Source organism: Pseudomonas sp. SID14000 (assembly GCF_002165135.1).
In the GTDB taxonomy this organism is placed as follows: Bacteria; Pseudomonadota; Gammaproteobacteria; order Pseudomonadales; family Pseudomonadaceae; genus Aquipseudomonas.
The window spans coordinates 142,222-162,503 of record NZ_NFZQ01000001.1 but is presented as its reverse complement, the minus strand read 5'-3'; the positions used below and the strand labels follow the sequence as shown (position 1 = coordinate 162,503).

Here is a 20,282-nt window from a genome sequence, read left to right as displayed (position 1 = left end):
TTATAATGGCGGCCATGCCCGAGGGAGATGCCTTATGCTGTTGCGTGGTTTGACCTGGCTGGTGCTGTTCCAGCTGCTGGGGACGGCGATCAATCACCTATTGGTGCCGTTTCTGCCGGGGCCGATCATCGGCCTGTTGCTGCTGTTGGCCTTCCTCATGGCCCGTGGTGAGGTTGGCAAGCCGCTGAACGAGGCCGCCAGCAGCCTGCTGCGTTACCTGCCGCTGTTGCTGGTGCCGCCGGCGGTGGGGGTGATGGTGTACGCCAGGGATATCGCCGCCGACTTCTGGGCCATAGCCGGTGCCTTGCTGATCTCCTGCCTGTTGACCCTGGTGTTCGTCGGTGTGCTGATGCAAAAGCTCATCCACCGCCAGGGTCGGCGTGAGGAGCAGCCATGATGCTCGACTGGCAAGGTGCGCTGGATGCGGTCGTTCATCATCCATTGTTCGGGATCGGCATCACGCTTGGAGCCTACCAGTTGGTGCTGGCGGCCTACGAGAAGACCCGCTGGATCTTCCTGCAGCCGGTACTGGTGTCGATGTTGCTGGTGATCGGTGTGTTGCTGGTGTGTGGCATCGACTATAGCGAATACCGCAAGAGCACCGAAATCATGAACATCCTGCTGGGGCCCGCCACCGTGGCCCTGGCCGTGCCGCTCTACCTCAACCTGCGGCGCATCCGCCAGCTGTTCTGGCCCACATTTACTACGCTGGTAGTCGGAGGCCTGTTCGCCACCCTGTGCTGCCTGTTGCTGGGCTGGTGGTTCGGGGCCGAGCACATGATCCTGATGACCATGGCGCCGAAGTCGGTGACCTCGCCGATCGCCATGCTGGTGGCCGAGCAGATTGGTGGCGTGGCGGCTTTGGCGGCGGTCTTCGTGCTTATTACCGGGGTGATCGGGGCAATCTTCGGCCCGGCGTTGCTGAGCCGCGTTGGCGTGTACAGCCCCGAAGCGCGCGGCATGTCGCTGGGCGTGACCGCACATGCGGTGGGCACTTCGGTGGCCCTGCAGGAAAGTGACGAATGCGGCGCCTTTGCCGCGCTGGCGATGAGCCTGATGGGAGTGGCCACGGCGGTTTTCCTACCGCTGGCGGTCAGCCTGGTGGCTTGAGGACTTGTGATGACGCTACCGCTGTTTCCCCTCAATACCGTGCTGTTTCCTGGTTGTTTTCTCGATTTGCAGATTTTCGAGGCGCGCTACCTGGATATGATCGGGCGCTGCATGAAGCGGGGCGAAGGTTTTGGTGTGGTGTGCATCCTGGAAGGCGAGCAGGTTGGCAAGGCGCCGCCGGTGGTCGCCTCGATCGGCTGCGAGGCGGTGATCCGCGACTTCGTGCAGCAGGATAACGGCTTGCTGGGCATCCGTGTCGAAGGTGTGCGGCGCTTCAATCTGGAAAGTACCGAGGTGCAGAAGGACCAGTTGCTGGTGGGGCAGGTGCAATGGCTGGCGGAGCAGGCGGACAGCCCGTTGCTGGAGGCCGATGAAGACCTGCTGGCGTTGCTGGTGGCCCTGGGCGAGCACCCCATGGTCGAAGCGCTGGACATGCCGCGCCCGGTGGATGGGCGCCAGGCGTTGTCCAATCAGTTGGCGTACCTGCTGCCGTTCATGGAAGAGGACAAGCTGGATTTGCTGAGCCTCGACTCGCCGCAGGAGCGGTTGGGGGAGATCCAGAAGCTGCTGGAGCGGATTCAGGGTGAATTGTTTGCCTGATACTGCTGTGTTGCCAGTGCCGGCCTCTTCGCAGCACAAGGCTGCTCCTAACAGGCTGACGAGAGCCCTGTAGGAGCAGCCTTGTGCTGCGAAGAGGCCGGTAAACGCGACATCAATATTGATACCGCAGCAAAGCCTGCGGCAACGCATGCATGGCAAAGAACGCCAGCAACGCGACACACGCCGGCAGCACCAGCCACCACACCCGCAACGGCAGGGCCGGCAGGGTCTGGTGACGCTGCACCAGTGCCAGGCTGAGCGCGCACACACAGCACGCCAGCAAAGCGCCAGCGAGGATGTCCGTAGGCCAGTGCGCCCCCAGGTACACCCGTGACAGGGCAATCGCCAGTGCCGGAATGCAGCCCAGCATCACCCAGGTCAGGCGCATCCGCGGCGGCTGCCCGCGCCCGGCCAGCACCGCCATCACCAGGAAGAATGCAAACGACGCCGAGCTGTGTCCGCTGGGCATGCTGTAGCTGGTCAACGGGTCACTCAGCACTTCCGGCCGGGCCCGGGCGAACAGCCATTTCAGCGTGCCGTTGGCAAGCGCCGTACCCATCAACGCACCTGCAGCGAACATGGCGTGCCGCCACTGCCGGGCAAGCAGCAGCAGGCCTGTCAGCAGGCCGCCGAGGAACAACTGGGTGCGGAAATCGCCCAGCCGGGTCACCAGCACCACGGTGCCATCGATGGCCTGGCTGCGGTGCTCCTGCACCAGTGTCATCACGCCTTGGTCGAATTCGTGCAGGTAGGGCCAGCCGAGGAAGACCCCGGCCAGGGCGACGAAGCTCATGCCGGCGATCAGCCGGGTGCCATGGCGTTGATCTCGAATGCTGGTGTTCAGGCTAAGCCCGATGATGACTGCCAGGGCGCCGGCGATGATTCCGGCATCCAGCCAGAAGCCTTCCGGCAAGGGCAGGCGCATGGCCGCGCCGGTGGCCCAGCCCGGCAGCAGGTAGGCCACCGCCCAGCCGGCGCCGGCCACCAGGCTGACGGCGATGAAGCGCGGCAACGGCATGTCGAACATGCCGGCGACCATCGGCAGCATCGGCCGCAGCGGCCCGATGAAGCGCCCTGCCAGCAGGCTGGCGATGCCGTAGCGCTGGAAGTAGGCCTCGGCGCTGCCGATCCATTCCGGATGGTGGCGCAGCAGCGGCAGGCGGCGAATGTTCTGGTGGAAGTGCTTGCCCACCGCATATGACAAGGCATCGCCCACCAGGCCACCGAGAAAGCCCAGCAGCAGCGTTTCGCCCAGGCTGAAGGCGCCGCTGCCGGCCAGTACTGCGACGGCGAACAGTAGCACGGTGCCTGGCACGATGATGCCGGCAATGGCCAGGCACTCGATGCAGGCCACCAGGAATATCGCCAGGCCAAGCCACTGCGGGTTGGCGCTGAGCCAGCCGGTCAGGCTGTCGAGCCATTGGCCCATGGTTCAGCTTCCTTGTTCGAGAATGAAGAAGTCGCGGCCTTCGACCTGGCCGCGACGTAACGGGTTCCGCGTGCAGAAACGGGCGTATTCGGCATCGACGAAGCGGTAGGGCAGATGCTCGTCCCGGCCATGCGGGATGCCCAGGCGGGCGGCCTGGATCACCCGTGGCACGGCGTTGCCGCAATCCTCCACGTACAGGCGCTCGGCGTCGAAACGCTGGGCGTCCCAGTGCGGCACCTTCAGGCCCAGGGCCCGGCACAGCAGGGTCTGGCCGGCGCACAGGCGCTCGGCCGGGCGGAGGTTGCCGCTGGCATCGGGGTTGTTCAGTTGCATCTGCGCCAGGCTGTCAGGCCCCGAGCGGGCATCCTGCCAAGGATAGGCGGACTTGATAAGCACCGCGTTGCCCGGGCCGTGGGCGCTGAAGTTCAGCGAATCGCCGCCGCGCGCGTAGTACATATAGATGTGCCCGCCATCGAGGAACAGCGCCTTGCGTTTTTCGGTGTAGCCGAGCGAGGCGTGGCTGCCTTTGTCGGTGAGGTAGTAGGCCTCGGTCTCGATGATGCGCGCGGCCAGCCACAGGTCGCCGTGGCGATGACGGATGACCTTGCCCAGCAGGGCCTTGGCCAGGGTCTGGGCATCGCGGTCGAAAAAGCTGTCGGGCAGGGCAGGCATGCGGGCGGTTCGTGGCTGGAAAGACGGGGATAATAGCAATGGATGGCTTAATCGAGGCTGAATCGAGGTTGCGATTGAATAGTATCTGTATGTTTCATTGGCGCGGCTGCGAGGTGTTCGCCTTGAGGTATTCGGCGCCGGTGAGATCGAGCGCCGCCCGCGCGGCGCTTCGCGGGGCAAGCCCGCTCCCACATTTGTTGCAACGTGCCGAACCTGTCAGGCCATGGTTGCCTGCCTTGGTGCACGTCTTGAGACAGGTGGGGCGGCAGCAATGTCCACCTCGAAATCCAGTCATGCCAACAAGGCTGACAACCATGGCCTCACAGGCATGGCCACGTTGCAACAAGTGTGGGAGCGGGCTTGCCCCGCGAAGCGCCGCGCGGGCGGTGCTCGATCTCACAGGCGCAGAAAGGCTGAAGGCGAACACCCATTTTCTACCATCCGCCACCCGCCGCTGGGCGTATACCTGCGCGGCAGTTATAATCAGCCGATTTCCCCTTCGCCAAGACACCGAACCCATGACTGAGTCCGTTCTTGACTATATGACCCGCCTGGGTCGCGCTGCCCGTGAAGCTTCCCGGGTGATCGGCCGTGCCAGCACCGCGCAGAAGAACCGCGCCCTGCAAGCCGCTGCCGACGCACTGGACGCCGCTCGTGCCGAGCTGACCGCCGCCAACGAGCTGGACCTGGCCGCTGGCCGTGCCAACGGCCTGGAGCCGGCGCTGCTCGACCGCCTGGCGCTGACCCCGGCGCGTATCGACGGCATGATCACCGGCCTGCGCCAGGTGGCCAGCCTGCCGGACCCGGTCGGTGCCATCCGCGACATGAGCTACCGCCCGTCGGGTATCCAGGTCGGCAAGATGCGCACGCCGTTGGGGGTGATCGGGATCATCTACGAATCGCGCCCGAACGTGACTATCGATGCCGCCAGCCTGTGCCTGAAGTCGGGTAATGCGACCATCCTGCGTGGCGGCTCCGAAGCCATCCACTCCAACCGCGCCATCGCCACCTGCATCCAGCGTGGGCTGGCCGCCGCCGGCCTGCCGGCAGCGGTGGTGCAGGTGGTCGAGACTACCGACCGCGAAGCCGTGGGCGCGCTGATCAGCATGCCGGAATTCGTCGACGTCATCGTGCCTCGCGGTGGCCGTGGCCTGATCGAACGCATCAGTCGCGATGCCCGAGTGCCAGTGATCAAGCATCTGGACGGTATCTGCCACATCTACGTCAGCCAGCACGCCGACCTGGACAAGGCCTGGCGCGTGGCGTTCAACGCCAAGACCTACCGCTACGGCATCTGTGGCGCCATGGAAACGCTGCTGGTCGACCAGCAGGTGGCCGAGCGCTTCCTGCCGGAAATGGCCCGCCGTTTCCAGGAGAAGGGCGTCGAGCTGCGTGGTTGCGAGCGTACCCGGGCTATCATCGACGCCAAGCCGGCCACCGAGGCCGACTGGCACACCGAGTACCTGGACGCGATCCTGTCGATCCGCGTGGTCGACGGCCTGGACCAGGCCATCGAGCACATCAACCACTATGGCTCGCACCATACCGACTCGATCATCAGCGAACACCAGGGTGAGGCTCGCCAGTTCATGGCCGAGGTCGATTCGGCGTCGGTCATGCTCAATACCCCGACCTGCTTCGCCGACGGCTTCGAGTATGGCCTGGGCGCGGAAATCGGCATTTCCACCGACAAGCTGCATGCCCGCGGCCCGGTCGGCCTGGAAGGCCTGACCTGCGAGAAGTACGTGGTGATCGGCGACGGCCAGCTGCGCGGCCAGGAGTCCTGCTGAGTTGAGCAAGGCCCAGGCAGTCCGGCGCATCGGCATTCTAGGCGGTACCTTCGACCCCGTGCACATCGGCCACCTGCGCAGCGCGCTGGAAGTGGCCGAGTTCATGGGGCTGGACGAGCTGCGCCTGCTGCCCAACGCCCGACCGCCGCACCGCGACACCCCACAGGTGGCCGCCGAGGATCGCCTGGCCATGGTTCGCGAAGCGGTGCAGGGCGTTGCCTGCCTGAGCGTCGACGCCCGCGAACTGGAGCGCGACAAACCGTCGTACACCATCGACACGCTGGAATCGATCCGCGCCGAACTGGCCGCCAACGACCAGCTGTTCCTGGTGCTGGGCTGGGATGCCTTTTGCGGCCTGCCCGGCTGGCACCGCTGGGAAGAATTGCTGCAACACTGTCACATCCTGGTGCTGCAACGCCCGGATGCCGACGTAGAACCCCCTGACGAGCTGCGCAACCTGCTGGCTGCGCGCTCGGAGAGCGATCCTGCCGCCATGTCCGGCCCGGCGGGAAACATTTCGTTCGTCTGGCAGACGCCGCTTGCGGTGTCGGCTACACAGATCCGACAGCTGCTGGCCAGCGGCAAATCGGTGAGGTTCCTGGTGCCGGACGCCGTACTGGCCTACATCGAGGCGCACGAACTGTATCGTGCGCCTAACTGACGGTGCCTCTGGCGCCTCATCCAACGAGTTGAACGAGTTTTATATGACCAAGCAGAAAATCCACGGCGAAGAATTGGTTGCCCTGACCAAGGCAGCGCTGGAAGACGTCAAGGCCCAGGACATCCAGGTCATCGACGTGCGCGAAAAGCACAGCCTGACCGACTACATGATCATTGCCACCGGTACCTCCAACCGCCAGATCAACGCGATGCTGGAAAAGGTCCGCGAAGCGGTCAAGGCCAAGGGCGCCCAGCCACTGGGTGAAGAAGGCAAGGGCGACAGCGACTGGGTGCTGCTGGACCTGAACGACGTCATCGTGCACATGATGACTGCCGCTGCTCGCCAGTTCTACGACCTGGAGCGCCTGTGGCAGGGGGCCGAGCAAAGTCGTGCCGCCGATGGCAAGCACCACAGCCCGGACCAGGCCCACGAGTACTCCGAGAAGCTCAAGGACCGGGAATAAGGAAAGCGCTGTGCGTCTGCGCCTGATCGCGGTCGGCTCGCGCATGCCGAAGTGGGTCGAGGAAGGCTGGCATGAATATGCCAAGCGCCTGCCCGCCGAGCTGTCGCTGGAGCTGGTGGAAATCCCGCTGAACACCCGGGGCAAGAATGCCGACGTCGCCCGCCTGATCCGTCAGGAGGGCGAGGCCATGCTGAGCAAGGTTCAGCCAGGGGAACGCATTGTTACCCTCGAGGTCCATGGCAAGCCCTGGAGTACCGAGCAGTTGGCGACCGAGCTGGACCGCTGGCGCCTGGATGCGCGCACGGTGAATTTGATGGTGGGCGGCCCGGAAGGCCTGGCGCCTGAGGTCTGTGCGCGCGCCGAGCAACGCTGGTCGCTGTCGCCGCTGACCTTGCCGCACCCATTGGTAAGGATACTCATCGGCGAGCAGATCTACCGCGCCTGGACCGTGTTGTCCGGGCATCCTTACCATAAATGAGCCTGTAAGCAGTCCGATGTCGCAGCCGATCCGTCTCAAGGACCACGAGAAAGACGCCCGCCTGGTGCGCAACCGCGTCGTGGTCGGCGCAGTGGCGATCATGCTGCTTATTTGCGTGCTGATCGCGCGGCTGTACTACCTGCAGGTCATCCAGCACGAATATCACTCGACGCTGTCGGAGAACAACCGGGTGCATGTGCAGCCGATCCCGCCGACCCGCGGGCTGATCTTCGACCGCAACGGGGTGATCATCGCTGACAACCGGCCCAGCTTCAGCTTGTCGATGACCCGCGAACGTGCGGGTAACTGGCAGGAAGTGCTGGACACCATTGTCGAAGTGCTGGAGCTGACGCCCGACGACCGCGCTCTGTTCGAGAAGCGTATGCGCCAAGGCCGTCGGCCGTTCGAGCCGGTGCCTATCCTGTTCGAACTCAACGAAGAACAGATTGCTCGCGTGGCGGTGAACCAGTTCCGCCTGCCGGGCGTGGAAGTGGTGGCCCAGCTGGTGCGCCATTACCCGCAGGGCACGCACTTCGCCCATTCGGTGGGGTATGTGGGGCGGATCAACGAGAAAGAGCTGAAAACCCTCGACCCGGTGAACTACAGCGGTACCCATCACATCGGCAAGACCGGCATCGAACGCTTCTACGAGGACGCCCTGCACGGCCAGGTGGGCTACGAGGAAGTCGAGACCAACGCCCGCGGCCGTGTGCTGCGAGTGCTCAAACGCACCGATCCGAAACCGGGCAAGGACATCGTGCTGAGCCTGGACATCAAGCTGCAGGAGGCCGCCGAGGCCGCTCTGGGTGGTCGGCGTGGTGCGGTAGTGGCGCTCGATCCGCGTACCGGCGAGGTGCTGGCGATGGTCAGCCAGCCCAGCTTCGACCCCAACCTGTTCGTTACCGGCATCGGCTTCAAGGCCTATGCCGAACTGCGCGACTCGATCGACCGACCGCTGTTCAACCGCGTGCTGCGTGGCCTGTACCCGCCAGGCTCGACCATCAAGCCGGCGGTGGCCATCGCCGGCCTGGACAGCGGCGTGGTCAATGCTGGCAGCCGGGTGTTCGACCCGGGTTACTACCAGTTGCCCAACTACGACCACAAGTACCGTAACTGGAACCGCTCGGGCGATGGCTGGGTAGACCTGGACACCGCGATCATGCGCTCCAACGACACCTATTTCTACGACCTTGCGCACAAGATGGGCATTGATCGGCTGTCCAGCTACATGAACAAGTTCGGTATCGGCCAGCGAGTCTCCCTCGACATGTTCGAGGAGTCCGCAGGGCTGATGCCGTCGCGCGAATGGAAGCGCGCCACTCGCCGCCAGGCCTGGTTCCCTGGCGAAACCCTGATCCTCGGCATCGGGCAGGGCTACATGCAGGCCACGCCACTGCAACTGGCCCAGGCCACCGCGCTGATCGCCAACAAGGGCGTTTGGAATCGCCCGCACCTGGCCAAGACCATCGAAGGCCAGCCGCCGGTTGACGACAACCCCATGGAAAACATCGTGCTGCGTGACAAGTCCGACTGGGCCAAGGTTACCCATGGTATGGAGCAGGTGATGCACAACGCCCGCGGCACTGCGCGCAAGGCGGCCATCGGCTCGCAGTACCGTATTGCCGGCAAGAGCGGTACCGCCCAGGTGGTAGCGATCAAGCAGGGCGAGAAGTACGACCGCAACAAGCTCCAGGAGCGCCACCGCGACCACGCCCTGTTTGTCGCCTTCGCCCCGGCAGAAGACCCGAAGATCGTGGTTTCGGTGATGGTCGAGAACGGTGAGTCTGGCTCGGGCGTCGCCGCCCCGGTGGTACGTCAGGTGATGGACGCCTGGCTGCTCGACGAAAACGGCCGGCTCAAGCCCGAGTTTGCGCCTGCCACTGTTACCCAGGAATCAGCCCTGTGATGAACAATTTCGATCGCATGCTCTCCAGCGAGGATGTGATGCGTCGGCGCGCCAGCTTTCTGCAGCGCATCCACGTCGATGGCCCTTTGCTGATCATTTTGCTGACCCTCGCGGCCGGCAGCCTGTTTGTTCTTTATTCGGCCAGTGGCAAGAACTGGGACCTGCTGCTCAAGCAGGCCACCTCGTTCGGTATCGGCCTGGTGTCGATGTTCATCATCGCCCAGCTGGAACCACGCTTCATGGCCCGTTGGGTGCCACTGGCCTACCTGGCTGGGGTGCTGTTGCTGGTGGTGGTGGACGTGATGGGCCACAACGCCATGGGCGCCACGCGCTGGATCAACATCCCCGGGGTGATCCGCTTCCAGCCCTCTGAATTCATGAAGATCATCATGCCGGCGACCATCGCCTGGTACCTGTCCAAGCGCACCTTGCCGCCGCATCTGAAGCACGTGGCGATAAGCCTGGTGCTGATCGGCCTGCCGTTCATCCTGATCGTGCGCCAGCCCGACCTGGGCACGGCGCTGCTGATTCTCGCTTCCGGGGCTTTCGTGCTGTTCATGGGCGGCCTGCGCTGGCGCTGGATCCTCAGTGTGCTGGCGGCTGCGGTGCCCGTGGCGGTGGCGATGTGGTTCTTCGTCATGCACGACTACCAGAAACAGCGGGTACTGACCTTCCTCGACCCGGAAAGCGACCCGTTGGGCACTGGCTGGAACATCATCCAGTCGAAGGCGGCGATCGGCTCGGGCGGGGTGTTCGGCAAGGGCTGGCTGCTCGGCACCCAGTCGCACCTGGACTTCCTGCCGGAAAGCCACACCGACTTCATCATCGCCGTGCTCGGCGAGGAATTCGGCCTGGTCGGCATCTGCCTGCTGTTGATCGTCTACCTGCTGCTGATCGGCCGCGGCCTGATGATCACCGCCCAGGCGCAGACCCTGTTCGGCAAGCTGCTGGCAGGCAGCCTTACCATGACCTTCTTTGTATACGTGTTCGTCAATATCGGTATGGTCAGCGGCCTTCTGCCCGTGGTGGGCGTGCCGCTGCCTTTCATCAGCTATGGCGGAACTTCGTTGGTGACGCTGCTGTCAGCGTTTGGCGTTCTGATGTCGATCCACACGCACCGCAAATGGATCGCGCAGGTTTGAATAAGGTGAAGAACTTCATGCAAGCAGTGCGTAACTGGGCTGCCCGTTGTGCGCCGTGGATCGGCGCGGTGGGCCTGTTCGGCGCTGTACAGCTGGCCCATGCCGGCGATTACCAAGGCTCGCCCCAGGTGGCCCAGTTCGTTGACGAAATGAGCCGTGACTATGGCTTTGCCCCTGAGCAACTGTTGGGGGTGTTCGCTGAGGTGCAGCGCAAGCAGTCGATCCTCGACGCCATTTCGCGCCCGGCCGAACGGGTAAAGCCGTGGAAGGACTACCGGCCAATGTTCATTACCGACGCGCGCATCGCCCGCGGTGTGGACTTCTGGCGCCAGCACGAGGCAGTGCTGGCCCGTGCCGAGCAGGAATACGGCGTACCGGCGCAGTACATCGTCGCCATCATCGGCGTGGAAACCTTCTTTGGCCGCAACACCGGCAACTACCGGGTGATCGATGCTTTGTCGACCCTGGGCTTCGACTACCCGCCACGGGCCGAATTCTTCCGCAAGGAGCTGCGCGAATTCCTGCTCCTGGCGCGCGAGGAGCAGCTTGACCCGCTGACGCTCAAAGGCTCTTACGCCGGAGCCATGGGCCTGCCGCAGTTTATGCCCAGCAGCTTCCGCAACTTTGCGGTGGACTTCGACGGCGACGGCCACATCAATATCTGGAACAACCCGGACGATGCCATCGGCAGCGTGGCCAGCTACTTCAAGCGCCACGGCTGGGTGGCCGGCGAAGGTGTGGTCAGCCGCGCCAGAGTGGCCGGTGGGCGTGCTGACGAAGGCCTGACTACCGGCATCGAACCGGTGAAAACGGTAGGGGAGTTGCGCGCGCTTGGCTGGTCGGTCCATGATTCGCTGCGCGATGATCTGCCGGTTACCGCCTTCCGTCTCGAGGGCGACAATGGTCCCGAGTACTGGATGGGCCTTAAGAACTTCTACGCGATCACTCGCTACAACCGCAGCGTGATGTATGCCATGGCGGTGCATCAGCTTTCGGAACAGCTGGTTCAAGCACGGGGCGTCAAGTAATGCGCGTAATCATCTCTGGCAACACTTTCAAGCTGCTCACCTGCCTCGCTGTTGGCGTGGTGCTGGCCAGCTGCTCCTCCAGCCGCCCGACCCAGCAAAGCAGTGGCAACGTGGTGCGCACCCAGCCGGGCCTGGACATCAACCGGGCCCACAAGGACGGTGCGCCATGGTGGGACGTGGATGTGAGCAAGATCCCCGATGCCACACCAACCGTGCACACTGGCAACTACAAGGCGAACCCGTACACGGTGCTGGGCAAGACCTACTACCCGATGCAGGACTCGCGCAACTACCGCGCCGAGGGTACTGCGTCGTGGTACGGCACCAAGTTCCACGGCCAGAACACCGCCAATGGCGAGCTGTACGACCTGTACGGCATGAGCGCGGCGCACAAGACCCTGCCGCTTCCTGCCTACGTGCGGGTGACCAACCTTGCAAACGGCCGCAGCGTGATCCTGCGGGTGAACGACCGTGGCCCGTTCTATTCCGACCGCATCATCGACCTGTCCTATGCCGCGGCGAAGAAACTCGGTTATGCCGAAATCGGCACCGCGCACGTGCGCGTCGAAGGTATCGACCCGCAGCAGTGGTGGGCTCAGCGCGGCCAGACGCCACCAATGGTGCTGAAAGAGCCGCAGATGGCCCAGACACAGGCGATCCCGGCCAGTACCGGTCGCGTCGAGCAATGGACCCCGCCGCCTCAGCAGCATGCCGCACCGGTGGTGCCGGTGCAGGTGGCTGGCAACAACGTGCCGGCCGGCAGTGGCGGCAGCTTCCTGCAAGTGGGCGCCTTCGCCAACCCGGACGCCGCCGAACTGCTGCGCTCCAAGCTCAGCAGCATGGTCAGCGCGCCAGTGTTCATCAGCTCGATCGTGCGTAACCAGCAGACCCTGCATCGCGTGCGCCTGGGGCCGATCAGCAGCCAGGGCGAGATCCAGCAAGCACAAGACAGCATCCGCCTGGCGAACCTGGGGCAGGCCAAGCTGGTCACAGCTGACTGACCGCGTTGCCTTCTTCGCGGGCACGCCCGCTCCCACAGGGGCATGCGAAACCCTGTGGGAGCGGGCGCGCCCGCGAAGAAGGCAACACCAAACTGTCGGTTTTGTCATGAATTGCCGGGCGCGGCCATGTACAATGTCGGCTTTTGCCCGCAGCGACATAAAGCCGCACATTGCGAGCTTGGCCTACGGCCACAAAACTAGACTGACTGGCGCTGGGTACATGATCTTGCCCAGGGAACATCAGACCATTAGCGATTTTCGAGAGACGGATGAACATCACCAACCTTGCCAAACGACTTTGCCTGCCCGTACTGCTGATGATCACGCCTGCCGCCTTCGCGGCTGAGCAGATGACGCCGGCGCCACCGCAACTGGCAGCCAAGTCCTACGTACTCATGGACGCGTCCAGCGGCAACGTGCTTGTCGAGAACAACGGTGACGAGCGCCTGCCGCCAGCCAGTCTGACCAAGCTGATGACGGCCTACATCGCCACCCTGGACATCCGTCGTGGTCAGATCGGTGAAAACGACCCCGTTACCGTCAGCGAAAACGCCTGGCGTACCGGCGGTTCGCGCATGTTCATCAAGGTGGGCAGCCAGGTGACCGTCAGCGACCTGCTGCACGGCATCATCATCCAGTCCGGTAACGATGCCTCGGTCGCCTTGGCCGAGCACATCGCTGGCAGCGAAGATGCCTTCGCCGACATGATGAACAAGACCGCTGCCGATCTGGGCATGTCCAACAGCCACTTCATGAACCCGACCGGCCTGCCGCACCCGGACCATTACTCGTCGGCCCACGACATGGCTACCCTGGCCCGTGCGATCATCAACGTCGACCCGGCCCACTACGCCATCTACTCGCAGAAAGAGTTCTTCTGGAACAACATCAAGCAGCCCAACCGCAACCTGCTGCTGTGGCGTGACAAGACTGTCGACGGCCTGAAAACCGGCCACACCGACGAAGCCGGCTACTGCATGGTGGCTTCGGCCGTTCGCGATGGCCAGCGCCTGATCGCCGTGGTGTTCGGCACCAACAGCGAGCAGTCGCGTGCTGCCGAGACCCAGAAGCTGCTGACTTATGGCTTCCGCTTCTTCGAAACCCAGACCTTCTATCAGAAGGGCACCGAGCTGACCAAGTCGCCGGTCTGGAAAGGCGCAACCGGTGAAGTGAAAGCTGGCCTGGCCGAAGACCTGACCCTGACCATGCCTAAAGGCCAATTGAAGCGCCTTCAGGCCTCGATGACCATGAACCCGCAGCTCACCGCACCGATCGCCAAAGGTGACGTGATCGGCAAAGTGGAAGTCAAACTGGACGAGAAAGTGGTTCACAGCGCCGACCTGATCGCCCTCGATGGCGTCGAGGAAGGTGGTTTCTTCCGCCGTATGTGGGATAGCATCCGTCTATTCTTCTACGGGTTGTTCAACTGATACGTGACCTGCATGCCCCCGCGTATCCTGCGGGGGCGTTGTTGTTGCCACGGCTTACGAGGCCGTTTCCGCCATGAGCGAACCAGACGTCAAGTCGCACAAGATCGAATTCCCCTGCGACGATTACCCGATCAAGGTCATCGGCGACACCGTTGTCGGCTTCCGCGACACGGTGATCGAGATCCTGAGCAAGCACGCCAAGGTCGACCTTTCCACCCTGGCCGAGCGCCAGAGCAAGGAAGGCAAGTACACCACCGTACAATTGCACATCATTGCCGAAAGCGAGAACCAGCTGCACGATATCAACAGCGCCCTGCGCGCTACCGGCATCGTGAAAATGGTGCTCTGATGTCCGCCTGCCTCGGTTTTCGCGATCTTGGCCTGCAGCCCTACGAACCGGTGCTGGAGGCCATGCGTCGCTTCACCGAGCAGCGCAGCCCGGACAGTCAGGATGAAATCTGGCTGGTCGAGCATCCTGCGGTCTTCACCCAGGGCCAGGCCGGCAAGGCCGAGCACCTGCTGGTGCCGGGCGACATCCCGGTGGTGCAGACCGACCGCGGTGGCCAGGTGACTTACCATGGCCCCGGGCAGCTGGTGGCCTACCTGCTGCTGGATGTGCGCCGGTTGGGCTTTGGTGTGCGTGAGCTGGTCAGCCGCATCGAGCAGACCCTCATCGACCTGCTCGCCAGTTACGATGTCCAGGCGGTGGCCAAGCCCGATGCCCCGGGCGTCTATGTCGACGGAGCGAAAATCGCCTCCCTCGGCCTGCGAATTCGCAACGGCCGTTCGTTCCACGGCCTTGCCCTGAACGTGGACATGGACCTTGCGCCATTCCGCCGAATCAACCCCTGCGGCTATGCGGGGCTGGCGATGACCCAGCTGCGCGACCTGGCAGGTCCGATCGAACTCGACGAGGTCAGGACAAGGCTGCGCGGACAGCTGGTCAAGCACCTCGACTACGCTGAGCAGACGACCCTCACGGGCGGAATCGACTGAATATGACAACTGTGCAAGAAGCCGTGCCGAACCTGACACCTACCCAGGATGCCACCCCGCGCCCAGCGCCGAAAAAAGTGGAAACCGGGGTCAAGCTGCGTGGTGCCGAAAAGGTGGCGCGCATCCCGGTGAAGATCATCCCCACCGACGAGCTGCCGAAGAAGCCCGACTGGATCCGCGTGCGTATCCCGGTGTCGCCCGAGGTAGACCGCATCAAGCAACTGCTGCGCAAGCATAAGCTGCACAGCGTGTGCGAAGAGGCGTCCTGCCCGAACCTGGGCGAGTGCTTCTCCGGTGGTACCGCCACCTTCATGATCATGGGCGACATCTGCACCCGTCGTTGCCCGTTCTGCGACGTTGGCCACGGCCGGCCGAAACCGCTGGACCTGGACGAACCGAAGAACCTGGCCATTGCCATCGCCGACCTGCGCCTGAAGTACGTGGTGATCACCTCGGTGGACCGCGACGACCTGCGTGACGGTGGTGCCCAGCACTTTGCCGACTGCATCCGCGAAATCCGTGCGCTGTCGCCGGGCGTGCAGCTGGAAACGCTGGTGCCGGACTATCGTGGCCGCATGGACATTGCCCTGGAGATCACCGCGCAAGAGCCGCCGGATGTGTTCAACCACAACCTCGAGACCGTACCGCGTCTGTACAAGGCTGCGCGCCCGGGTTCGGACTACGACTGGTCGCTGGACCTGCTGCAGAAGTTCAAGCAGTTGGTGCCGCACGTACCGACCAAGTCGGGCCTGATGCTCGGCCTGGGCGAGACCGACGATGAAGTGATCGAAGTGATGCACCGCATGCGCGAGCATGACATCGACATGCTCACCCTCGGCCAGTACCTGCAGCCGTCGCGTAGCCACTTGCCGGTGCAGCGTTTCGTCCACCCGGACACCTTCGCCTGGTTCGCCGAGGAAGGTTACAAGATGGGCTTCAAGAACGTCGCTTCCGGCCCGCTGGTGCGTTCTTCGTACCACGCCGACCAGCAAGCTCACGAAGCCAAGATCAAGCTCTGAGCCAAGCACAGAGCCACGCATGCCGATGCGCGCCGAAGGGCGGCATCGGCATTTTTGTTTGTGCCACACGCGCTGCAAGGAGCCGCGATGAATTGCGCCGAAACCTTCCAACCCAGCCTGCCCGCCGCGCTGCCGCGTGATGCCTGTTTTGCCATTGTCGCCCCGGCGGGCGCGGCGCGGCTGGACACGCACAAGGTCAACCAGTGGTTCGTTGATCGAGGCTACAGTTGCCGCATTTACCCAGGGACCCTTCAGGCTCAGGGCTACCTGGCGGGGCCGGACCAGCAGCGGTTGCAGGACCTGCATGATGCCTTTGCCGACCCGGCCATTGACGCAATTTTATGCATGCGTGGGGGGTACGGCAGCATGCGCCTGCTCGATCAGCTCGACTTCGAACTGATCCGGCGCAACCCCAAGCCGCTGATCGGTTACAGCGACATCACCGCATTGCACACGGCGATCTACCGGCATACCGGGCTGGTCACCTTCCATGGTGGAATGCTCAATGCCGACCTGTTGGGGGCCAAGTTGCCGCCGACCGAGGCTTCGTTGCTGGCGCAGCTGGGTGGGCGTGTGCGTGCAGGTGAGCAGATCGTGCACCCTGCTGAGTTCGCCTTGAGCAGCGTGTTGCATGGGGTGGCCAGCGGGCCGCTGCTGGGCGGTAACCTGTCGATGCTGGGTGCGACCCTGGGGACGATTGCCGAGCTGGATACCCAGGGCTGCATCCTGTTCATCGAGGATGTAAACGAGCCGCTGTACCGGGTGGACCGCTTGCTGACCCAACTGCGCCTGGCGGGCAAGCTGGAAGGGGTGAAGGGTGTGCTGGTGGGGGACTTTGCCGGGATTACCACTGCGGCGTTGACGCCCCTGCTGGAGGATATCTTCGCGCCGCTGGGTGTGCCGGTGCTGGCCGGGTGGCGCAGTGGGCATTGTGACCCGAATGTGTGCTTGCCGTTGGGGGCTCAGGTAATGCTGGATAGCGGGAGGCAGACATTGGTGTTGGAGCAAAATTTGTTCAAGGCTTGAGATTGCCGGGGCTGCTTTGCAGCCCATCGCGACACAAGGCCGCTCCCACAGGAGAAGTGCTATCGCTTGTGGGAGCGGCCTTGTGTCGCGAAAGGGGCGCAACGCGCCCCCAGCAATCTCACTATTTGCGCAGGCTCTCGAGCAGCTTGTGGGTCGGATACCCATCTGCCGGCCACCCCAGCCCCTGCTGGGCATTGCGGATCGCCTTGCGGGTATTGGCGCCAATGATGCCATCGGCATTACCGGCTTCGTGCCCGTTGCTGTTCAGCAGGTTCTGCAGCTCCATGCGCTCGCTGCGGCTGAGTGGCAGGTCTTCTTTCGGCCAGCTGCCGGCAATGAAGCCCCAGCCGGTGAAGCGATCACCCAGCAGGCTCACCGCCAGCGCGTAGGACGACGAGTTGTTGTACTTGAGGATGGCGCGGAAGTTGTCCAGTACCAGGAACGCCGGGCCACGCGCGCCCGCAGGCAGCAGCAGGGCGGCAGACAGCTGGTTGCTGCCCACTGGCAGTTGGGTACCGGCAGGCAGTTTCACGCCCATCGCCAGCCACTCGCTCACCGACTTGCGCAGCGCGCCATCGGCCTGCCAGTAATCGAAGCCAGGCGGCACCTGGACCTCGAAGCCCCACGGCTGGCCACGTTTCCAACCCGAGCTCTGCAGGTAGTGTGCGGTCGAGGCCAGGGCGTCTGCCGTGCTGTTCCAGATGTCGCGGCGGCCATCGCCGTCGAAGTCCACGGCATGGGTGTTGTAGGTAGTCGGGATGAACTGGGTCTGGCCCATGGCGCCGGCCCACGAGCCGCGCATGGCCTCCGGCTGGATGTCACCATGCTGGATGATCTGCAGCGCGGCGATCAGCTGGTCCTGGGCGAACTGCGGACGGCGGCCCTCATAGGCCAGGGTAGCCAGAGAACGGATTATCGATTTGTTGCCCTGGAACTGGCCAAAATTGCTTTCCATGCCCCATACCGCGACCAGCACCTGGCGGTCTACGCCGTAACGTTGCTCGATGCGAGTCAGCAGTTCGGCGTTCTGCTCCAGCAGTTTCTTGCCGTTGCGCACACGCAGGGGCGACAGGGCGCCTTCGAGATATTCCCACACCGGGCGGGTGAACTCCGGCTGGCTGCGATCGGCCTTGATCACGTCCATGTCAGGGGTGACGCCGAGGAAGGCGCGGTCGAAGGTGCTCTGCGAAATGCCGGCTTGCAGGGCTTGCTGGCGGAAGGCGGCCTGCCATTGCGCGAAGGTTTGCAGGGGCTGGATTTCAGTGCTGGTGTCGGCTGTTGTACCGGGCAGGGTCACCACCGGGGCGGGCTGCGCGGGGGCCAGTGGCAGGGCATCGGCGGCGGTGGGCTTTTCTGCGCAGGCCACGAGCAGGATGAAACTGGAGGCAGCGATCAGCTGACGGGTTTTCCAGCGGGGGAGAAGACTGAGGAGCATGCACAGATCCAGAATTGCAGGTCAGGTGACGACCATATCATGCCTGCGCTTTCGATGCTTTCATGCTGCCAAAAAGTAGGAAGCCTCCCAATCTCTCGACTGGAAGGCTTCGCGGCGGTAGCTGCCTTTGCCCTTGTTCGGCTGTTCCTGGCGGCAGCGGAACAGCGGTTGGGCGATGATCGACTTGGCCTTGTTGGGGCCGTGCTTTTTCGGCTTTTTGCTCATGGCGGGGTTCCCGGGTTGGGTGGGTTTCGCGGCGCACTGTAGGGCTTGGGGAAGAGTGGGGCCAATTGATTGTATATATGGCCGAATACCTGGGTCTTATGGATTTGGCAGGGCATTGAGGCTGTCTGGTGGACGATTTACTCGGGAGGCAGTGCCAGGCGCTGGCCAGCCATCAGCAACGACAAGCGCGCCAGGCCGGTCCAGGGCGAGCCCTCGGCCTGGCCCTTGATCTGTGCATCGATACGCTGGGCATCTTGCAACAACTGCACCCAGCGCTGCGCCGACAGGCGCTGCAGGGCCTTGCTGACCAACGGTCGGCGTTTGTCCCAGATCGGCGGACGGGCCTGGCTGAAGGCTTTGTCCAGTGGTACGCCCTGGCTGAACTGCTGGGCCAGCCCGGCCAGCTGACGCAGCTCGCGGGCCAGGGCCCAGAGGATTACCGGCGGCTCCACGCCTTCACCACGCAAGCCTTCGAGCATGCGCAGGGCATGCGCGGCTTCGCCGTTGAGAATGGCATCGACCAGGCCGAAGACGTCGAAGCGGGCGCTGTCGGCGACGGCGGCCTGCACGGTCTCCACTGTGATCTGGTTACCTTCGGCGAGCAGCTTGAGCTTTTCGACTTCCTGCGCGGCAGCCAGCAGGTTGCCTTCCACGCGTGCGGCGATCAGGTCGACGGCGTCACGCTGTGCAGAAAGGCCGGCCTGCTGCAAGCGCTGGTTGATCCACTGCGGCAACTGGTGCACATCCACCGGCCAGATCTGGATGAACTGGCAATGGGGACCTTCGATCAGGGCCTTGCCCCACTTGGTCTTCTGCGCGCTGCCGTCCAGCTTGGGCAGGCTGACCAGCAGCAGGGTGTCTTCGGCCGGGTTGGCGCAGTATTCCATCAGCGCAGCAGCGCCTTTGTCACCGGGCTTGCCTGAGGGCAGGCGCAATTCCAGAAGGCGGCGCTGGGCGAACAGGGACAGGCTGGCGCCAGCCTGGAGCAGGGTGCCCCAGTCGAAATTGGCGTCGGCACTGAATACCTGGCGTTCGTCGTAGCCCTGCTGGCGTGCGGCGTTGCGGATGGCGTCGGCGGCTTCCTGGCAAAGCAGCGGGTCGTCGCCGCTGACCACGTAGACCGGTGCCAAGGCACCTTGCAGGTGCTTGTTGAGTTGGGCGGGGGCGAGCTTCATGGGGAACAGGCGGGGCACCCGAGGGTACCCCGCTCGGGCTTAGTTGCCCGGTACTTCCAGTGGCGACTGCTGAGGCGTTTCGGCCTGCTGGCGGCGAGCGGCCTCCAGCGCAGCGGCTTCGGCTTTGGCACGCTCGTCGGCTTGACGCTGCAGCTCGTCCAGCTGGGACGGGGTCAGCATCTGCAGGCGAACGACCATGGCGTTGACCAGGTCGCGACGCATTTCTTCACGGGCACGGTTGGCTTCCTGCTCGGAGCCGGTGATGTTCGAGCCGTCACGCAGGTAGATCTTGCGCACTTCCAGCTTGTCGCTCATCAGCTCCAGGTTGTTCAGCCCCTGGATGCTGTAGTTCAGCACGGTGGTCAGCTCGTACTCGGCGGTGCGGTTGCCGCTGTTGTAGGTCGCCGAGCGCTCGCGCTCCTGCTCGTTGGTCAGCACCAGGCGGTACGGTGCGCCGGCATGCACGTTGACGCCGCTACGTTCCAGTACTTCACGCAGCTGGACCACGGTCGGGCCGTAGGCGTTGCGTGCGCTGACGTCCATTTCCTTCACGCTCAGCTCGGTGGAACCGGTGCCGCGCAGCTGGAAACCGCAGGCGCTGAGCATGACCGCCAGGCCGATTACCAGCAAATTGCGTTTGATCATGTTGTTGCTCCCTTGTGGGCCTGTTCCGCCCGCCCGCGGTGGCTGCGGGCG

Annotated in this window: 22 protein-coding genes; 16 read left to right on the top strand and 6 right to left on the bottom strand. The window is 63.8% G+C overall.

Translation table 11 applies throughout. From position 1 onward, the window contains the following. Positions 1–34: 34 nt before the first annotated feature. From CAY82_RS00750 to CAY82_RS00740, 3 genes are read left to right on the top strand one after another with little or no spacing between them, the layout of a single operon-like run. Positions 35–397 carry a CidA/LrgA family protein gene (locus CAY82_RS00750; protein ID WP_087499521.1) on the top strand — a complete coding sequence of 121 codons (363 nt, stop codon included), beginning with the start codon at positions 35–37 and terminating at the stop codon, positions 395–397. Next, complete coding sequence (locus tag CAY82_RS00745) at positions 394–1,110, top strand: LrgB family protein (RefSeq protein WP_087499520.1); 717 nt, start codon at positions 394–396, stop codon at positions 1,108–1,110. The genes CAY82_RS00750 and CAY82_RS00745 overlap by 4 nt, the downstream gene beginning before the upstream one ends. A 9-nt stretch (positions 1,111–1,119) precedes the next feature. Next, positions 1,120–1,710 (top strand): LON peptidase substrate-binding domain-containing protein, encoded by a 591-nt coding sequence (locus CAY82_RS00740; RefSeq protein ID WP_087499519.1) that lies wholly within the window; start codon positions 1,120–1,122, stop codon positions 1,708–1,710. Between the two features lie 112 nt (positions 1,711–1,822). On the opposite strand, the gene CAY82_RS00735 is transcribed toward CAY82_RS00740, so the two are convergent. Together CAY82_RS00735 and CAY82_RS00730 are read right to left on the bottom strand one after the other, a co-directional pair. Next, entirely contained in the window at positions 1,823–3,139 is a 1,317-nt protein-coding gene (locus CAY82_RS00735; protein ID WP_087499518.1) for a bifunctional DedA family/phosphatase PAP2 family protein, read from the bottom strand. 3 nt (positions 3,140–3,142) lie between these two features. Beyond that, positions 3,143–3,811, bottom strand: coding sequence for a DNA-3-methyladenine glycosylase (locus tag CAY82_RS00730; protein ID WP_087499517.1), 669 nt, complete (start codon positions 3,809–3,811; stop codon positions 3,143–3,145). 518 nt (positions 3,812–4,329) lie between these two features. On the opposite strand from CAY82_RS00730, the gene CAY82_RS00725 reads away from it, so the two are divergent. The 13 genes from CAY82_RS00725 to CAY82_RS00665 all read left to right on the top strand — a co-directional run bounded on the left by CAY82_RS00725 (position 4,330) and on the right by CAY82_RS00665 (position 16,751). Next, positions 4,330–5,601 carry a glutamate-5-semialdehyde dehydrogenase gene (locus tag CAY82_RS00725; protein ID WP_087499516.1) on the top strand — a complete coding sequence of 424 codons (1,272 nt, stop codon included), beginning with the start codon at positions 4,330–4,332 and terminating at the stop codon, positions 5,599–5,601. Between the two features lies 1 nt (position 5,602). After that, positions 5,603–6,262 carry a nicotinate-nucleotide adenylyltransferase gene (nadD, locus tag CAY82_RS00720; protein WP_087499515.1) on the top strand — a complete coding sequence of 220 codons (660 nt, stop codon included), beginning with the start codon at positions 5,603–5,605 and terminating at the stop codon, positions 6,260–6,262. A gap of 43 nt (positions 6,263–6,305) precedes the next feature. Beyond that, positions 6,306–6,725: a ribosome silencing factor gene (gene rsfS / locus CAY82_RS00715; RefSeq protein WP_087499514.1), complete on the top strand. Its 420-nt coding sequence runs from the start codon at positions 6,306–6,308 to the stop codon at positions 6,723–6,725. 10 nt (positions 6,726–6,735) lie between these two features. Beyond that, positions 6,736–7,203 (top strand): 23S rRNA (pseudouridine(1915)-N(3))-methyltransferase RlmH, encoded by a 468-nt coding sequence (gene rlmH / locus CAY82_RS00710; RefSeq protein WP_003249722.1) that lies wholly within the window; start codon positions 6,736–6,738, stop codon positions 7,201–7,203. A 16-nt stretch (positions 7,204–7,219) separates the two neighbouring features. Further along, positions 7,220–9,109 (top strand): penicillin-binding protein 2, encoded by a 1,890-nt coding sequence (mrdA, locus tag CAY82_RS00705; RefSeq protein WP_087499513.1) that lies wholly within the window; start codon positions 7,220–7,222, stop codon positions 9,107–9,109. 38 nt (positions 9,110–9,147) lie between these two features. Beyond that, on the top strand, positions 9,148–10,251 hold the full coding sequence (rodA, locus tag CAY82_RS00700) for a rod shape-determining protein RodA (RefSeq protein ID WP_170931011.1): 1,104 nt from the start codon (positions 9,148–9,150) through the stop codon (positions 10,249–10,251). Between the two features lie 17 nt (positions 10,252–10,268). Further along, complete coding sequence (gene mltB / locus CAY82_RS00695) at positions 10,269–11,279, top strand: lytic murein transglycosylase B (protein WP_087499842.1); 1,011 nt, start codon at positions 10,269–10,271, stop codon at positions 11,277–11,279. Further along, on the top strand, positions 11,279–12,280 hold the full coding sequence (locus CAY82_RS00690) for a septal ring lytic transglycosylase RlpA family protein (RefSeq protein WP_087499511.1): 1,002 nt from the start codon (positions 11,279–11,281) through the stop codon (positions 12,278–12,280). The genes mltB and CAY82_RS00690 overlap by 1 nt, the downstream gene beginning before the upstream one ends. Before the next feature lie 269 nt (positions 12,281–12,549). Next, positions 12,550–13,710, top strand: a complete 1,161-nt coding sequence (locus CAY82_RS00685) for a D-alanyl-D-alanine carboxypeptidase family protein (protein ID WP_087499510.1) — start codon at positions 12,550–12,552, stop codon at positions 13,708–13,710. A 73-nt stretch (positions 13,711–13,783) separates the two neighbouring features. Then, positions 13,784–14,059, top strand: a complete 276-nt coding sequence (locus CAY82_RS00680; protein ID WP_087499509.1) for a DUF493 domain-containing protein — start codon at positions 13,784–13,786, stop codon at positions 14,057–14,059. Then, positions 14,059–14,706 carry a lipoyl(octanoyl) transferase LipB gene (gene lipB, locus CAY82_RS00675; protein ID WP_087499508.1) on the top strand — a complete coding sequence of 216 codons (648 nt, stop codon included), beginning with the start codon at positions 14,059–14,061 and terminating at the stop codon, positions 14,704–14,706. The genes CAY82_RS00680 and lipB overlap by 1 nt, the downstream gene beginning before the upstream one ends. A gap of 2 nt (positions 14,707–14,708) precedes the next feature. Then, positions 14,709–15,725 (top strand): lipoyl synthase, encoded by a 1,017-nt coding sequence (gene lipA / locus CAY82_RS00670; RefSeq protein ID WP_087499507.1) that lies wholly within the window; start codon positions 14,709–14,711, stop codon positions 15,723–15,725. An 87-nt stretch (positions 15,726–15,812) separates the two neighbouring features. Further along, positions 15,813–16,751, top strand: coding sequence for an LD-carboxypeptidase (locus CAY82_RS00665; protein WP_087499506.1), 939 nt, complete (start codon positions 15,813–15,815; stop codon positions 16,749–16,751). Positions 16,752–16,872: 121 nt separating this feature from the next. Here CAY82_RS00665 and CAY82_RS00660 read toward each other — a convergent pair whose 3' ends face one another. From CAY82_RS00660 to lptE, 4 genes are all read right to left on the bottom strand, one after another. Next, positions 16,873–18,186 carry a lytic murein transglycosylase gene (locus tag CAY82_RS00660; RefSeq protein ID WP_087499505.1) on the bottom strand — a complete coding sequence of 438 codons (1,314 nt, stop codon included), beginning with the start codon at positions 18,184–18,186 and terminating at the stop codon, positions 16,873–16,875. A 60-nt stretch (positions 18,187–18,246) separates the two neighbouring features. After that, positions 18,247–18,411 (bottom strand): alternative ribosome rescue factor ArfA, encoded by a 165-nt coding sequence (gene arfA, locus CAY82_RS00655; RefSeq protein WP_003257578.1) that lies wholly within the window; start codon positions 18,409–18,411, stop codon positions 18,247–18,249. A 137-nt stretch (positions 18,412–18,548) separates the two neighbouring features. Next, a complete protein-coding gene (gene holA, locus CAY82_RS00650) occupies positions 18,549–19,586 on the bottom strand; it encodes a DNA polymerase III subunit delta (protein ID WP_087499504.1) in 1,038 nt (345 codons plus the stop codon). Between the two features lie 39 nt (positions 19,587–19,625). Next, positions 19,626–20,231, bottom strand: a complete 606-nt coding sequence (lptE, locus tag CAY82_RS00645) for an LPS assembly lipoprotein LptE (RefSeq protein WP_087499503.1) — start codon at positions 20,229–20,231, stop codon at positions 19,626–19,628. Positions 20,232–20,282 lie beyond the last annotated feature (51 nt).

Bases quoted from the DNA above. Each gene is read 5' to 3' on its own strand.
- CAY82_RS00750 (WP_087499521.1), top strand. From the start codon at position 35: ATGCTGTTGCGTGGTTTGACCTGGCTGGTGCTGTTCCAGCTGCTGGGG.
- CAY82_RS00745 (WP_087499520.1), top strand. From the start codon at position 394: ATGATGCTCGACTGGCAAGGTGCGCTGGATGCGGTCGTTCATCATCCA.
- CAY82_RS00740 (WP_087499519.1), top strand. From the start codon at position 1,120: ATGACGCTACCGCTGTTTCCCCTCAATACCGTGCTGTTTCCTGGTTGT.
- CAY82_RS00735 (WP_087499518.1), bottom strand. From the start codon at position 3,139: ATGGGCCAATGGCTCGACAGCCTGACCGGCTGGCTCAGCGCCAACCCG.
- CAY82_RS00730 (WP_087499517.1), bottom strand. From the start codon at position 3,811: ATGCCTGCCCTGCCCGACAGCTTTTTCGACCGCGATGCCCAGACCCTG.
- CAY82_RS00725 (WP_087499516.1), top strand. From the start codon at position 4,330: ATGACTGAGTCCGTTCTTGACTATATGACCCGCCTGGGTCGCGCTGCC.
- rsfS (WP_087499514.1), top strand. From the start codon at position 6,306: ATGACCAAGCAGAAAATCCACGGCGAAGAATTGGTTGCCCTGACCAAG.
- mrdA (WP_087499513.1), top strand. From the start codon at position 7,220: ATGTCGCAGCCGATCCGTCTCAAGGACCACGAGAAAGACGCCCGCCTG.
- rodA (WP_170931011.1), top strand. From the start codon at position 9,148: ATGCGTCGGCGCGCCAGCTTTCTGCAGCGCATCCACGTCGATGGCCCT.
- mltB (WP_087499842.1), top strand. From the start codon at position 10,269: ATGCAAGCAGTGCGTAACTGGGCTGCCCGTTGTGCGCCGTGGATCGGC.
- CAY82_RS00690 (WP_087499511.1), top strand. From the start codon at position 11,279: ATGCGCGTAATCATCTCTGGCAACACTTTCAAGCTGCTCACCTGCCTC.
- CAY82_RS00685 (WP_087499510.1), top strand. From the start codon at position 12,550: ATGAACATCACCAACCTTGCCAAACGACTTTGCCTGCCCGTACTGCTG.
- CAY82_RS00680 (WP_087499509.1), top strand. From the start codon at position 13,784: ATGAGCGAACCAGACGTCAAGTCGCACAAGATCGAATTCCCCTGCGAC.
- lipB (WP_087499508.1), top strand. From the start codon at position 14,059: ATGTCCGCCTGCCTCGGTTTTCGCGATCTTGGCCTGCAGCCCTACGAA.
- lipA (WP_087499507.1), top strand. From the start codon at position 14,709: ATGACAACTGTGCAAGAAGCCGTGCCGAACCTGACACCTACCCAGGAT.
- CAY82_RS00665 (WP_087499506.1), top strand. From the start codon at position 15,813: ATGAATTGCGCCGAAACCTTCCAACCCAGCCTGCCCGCCGCGCTGCCG.
- CAY82_RS00660 (WP_087499505.1), bottom strand. From the start codon at position 18,186: ATGCTCCTCAGTCTTCTCCCCCGCTGGAAAACCCGTCAGCTGATCGCT.
- arfA (WP_003257578.1), bottom strand. From the start codon at position 18,411: ATGAGCAAAAAGCCGAAAAAGCACGGCCCCAACAAGGCCAAGTCGATC.
- holA (WP_087499504.1), bottom strand. From the start codon at position 19,586: ATGAAGCTCGCCCCCGCCCAACTCAACAAGCACCTGCAAGGTGCCTTG.
- lptE (WP_087499503.1), bottom strand. From the start codon at position 20,231: ATGATCAAACGCAATTTGCTGGTAATCGGCCTGGCGGTCATGCTCAGC.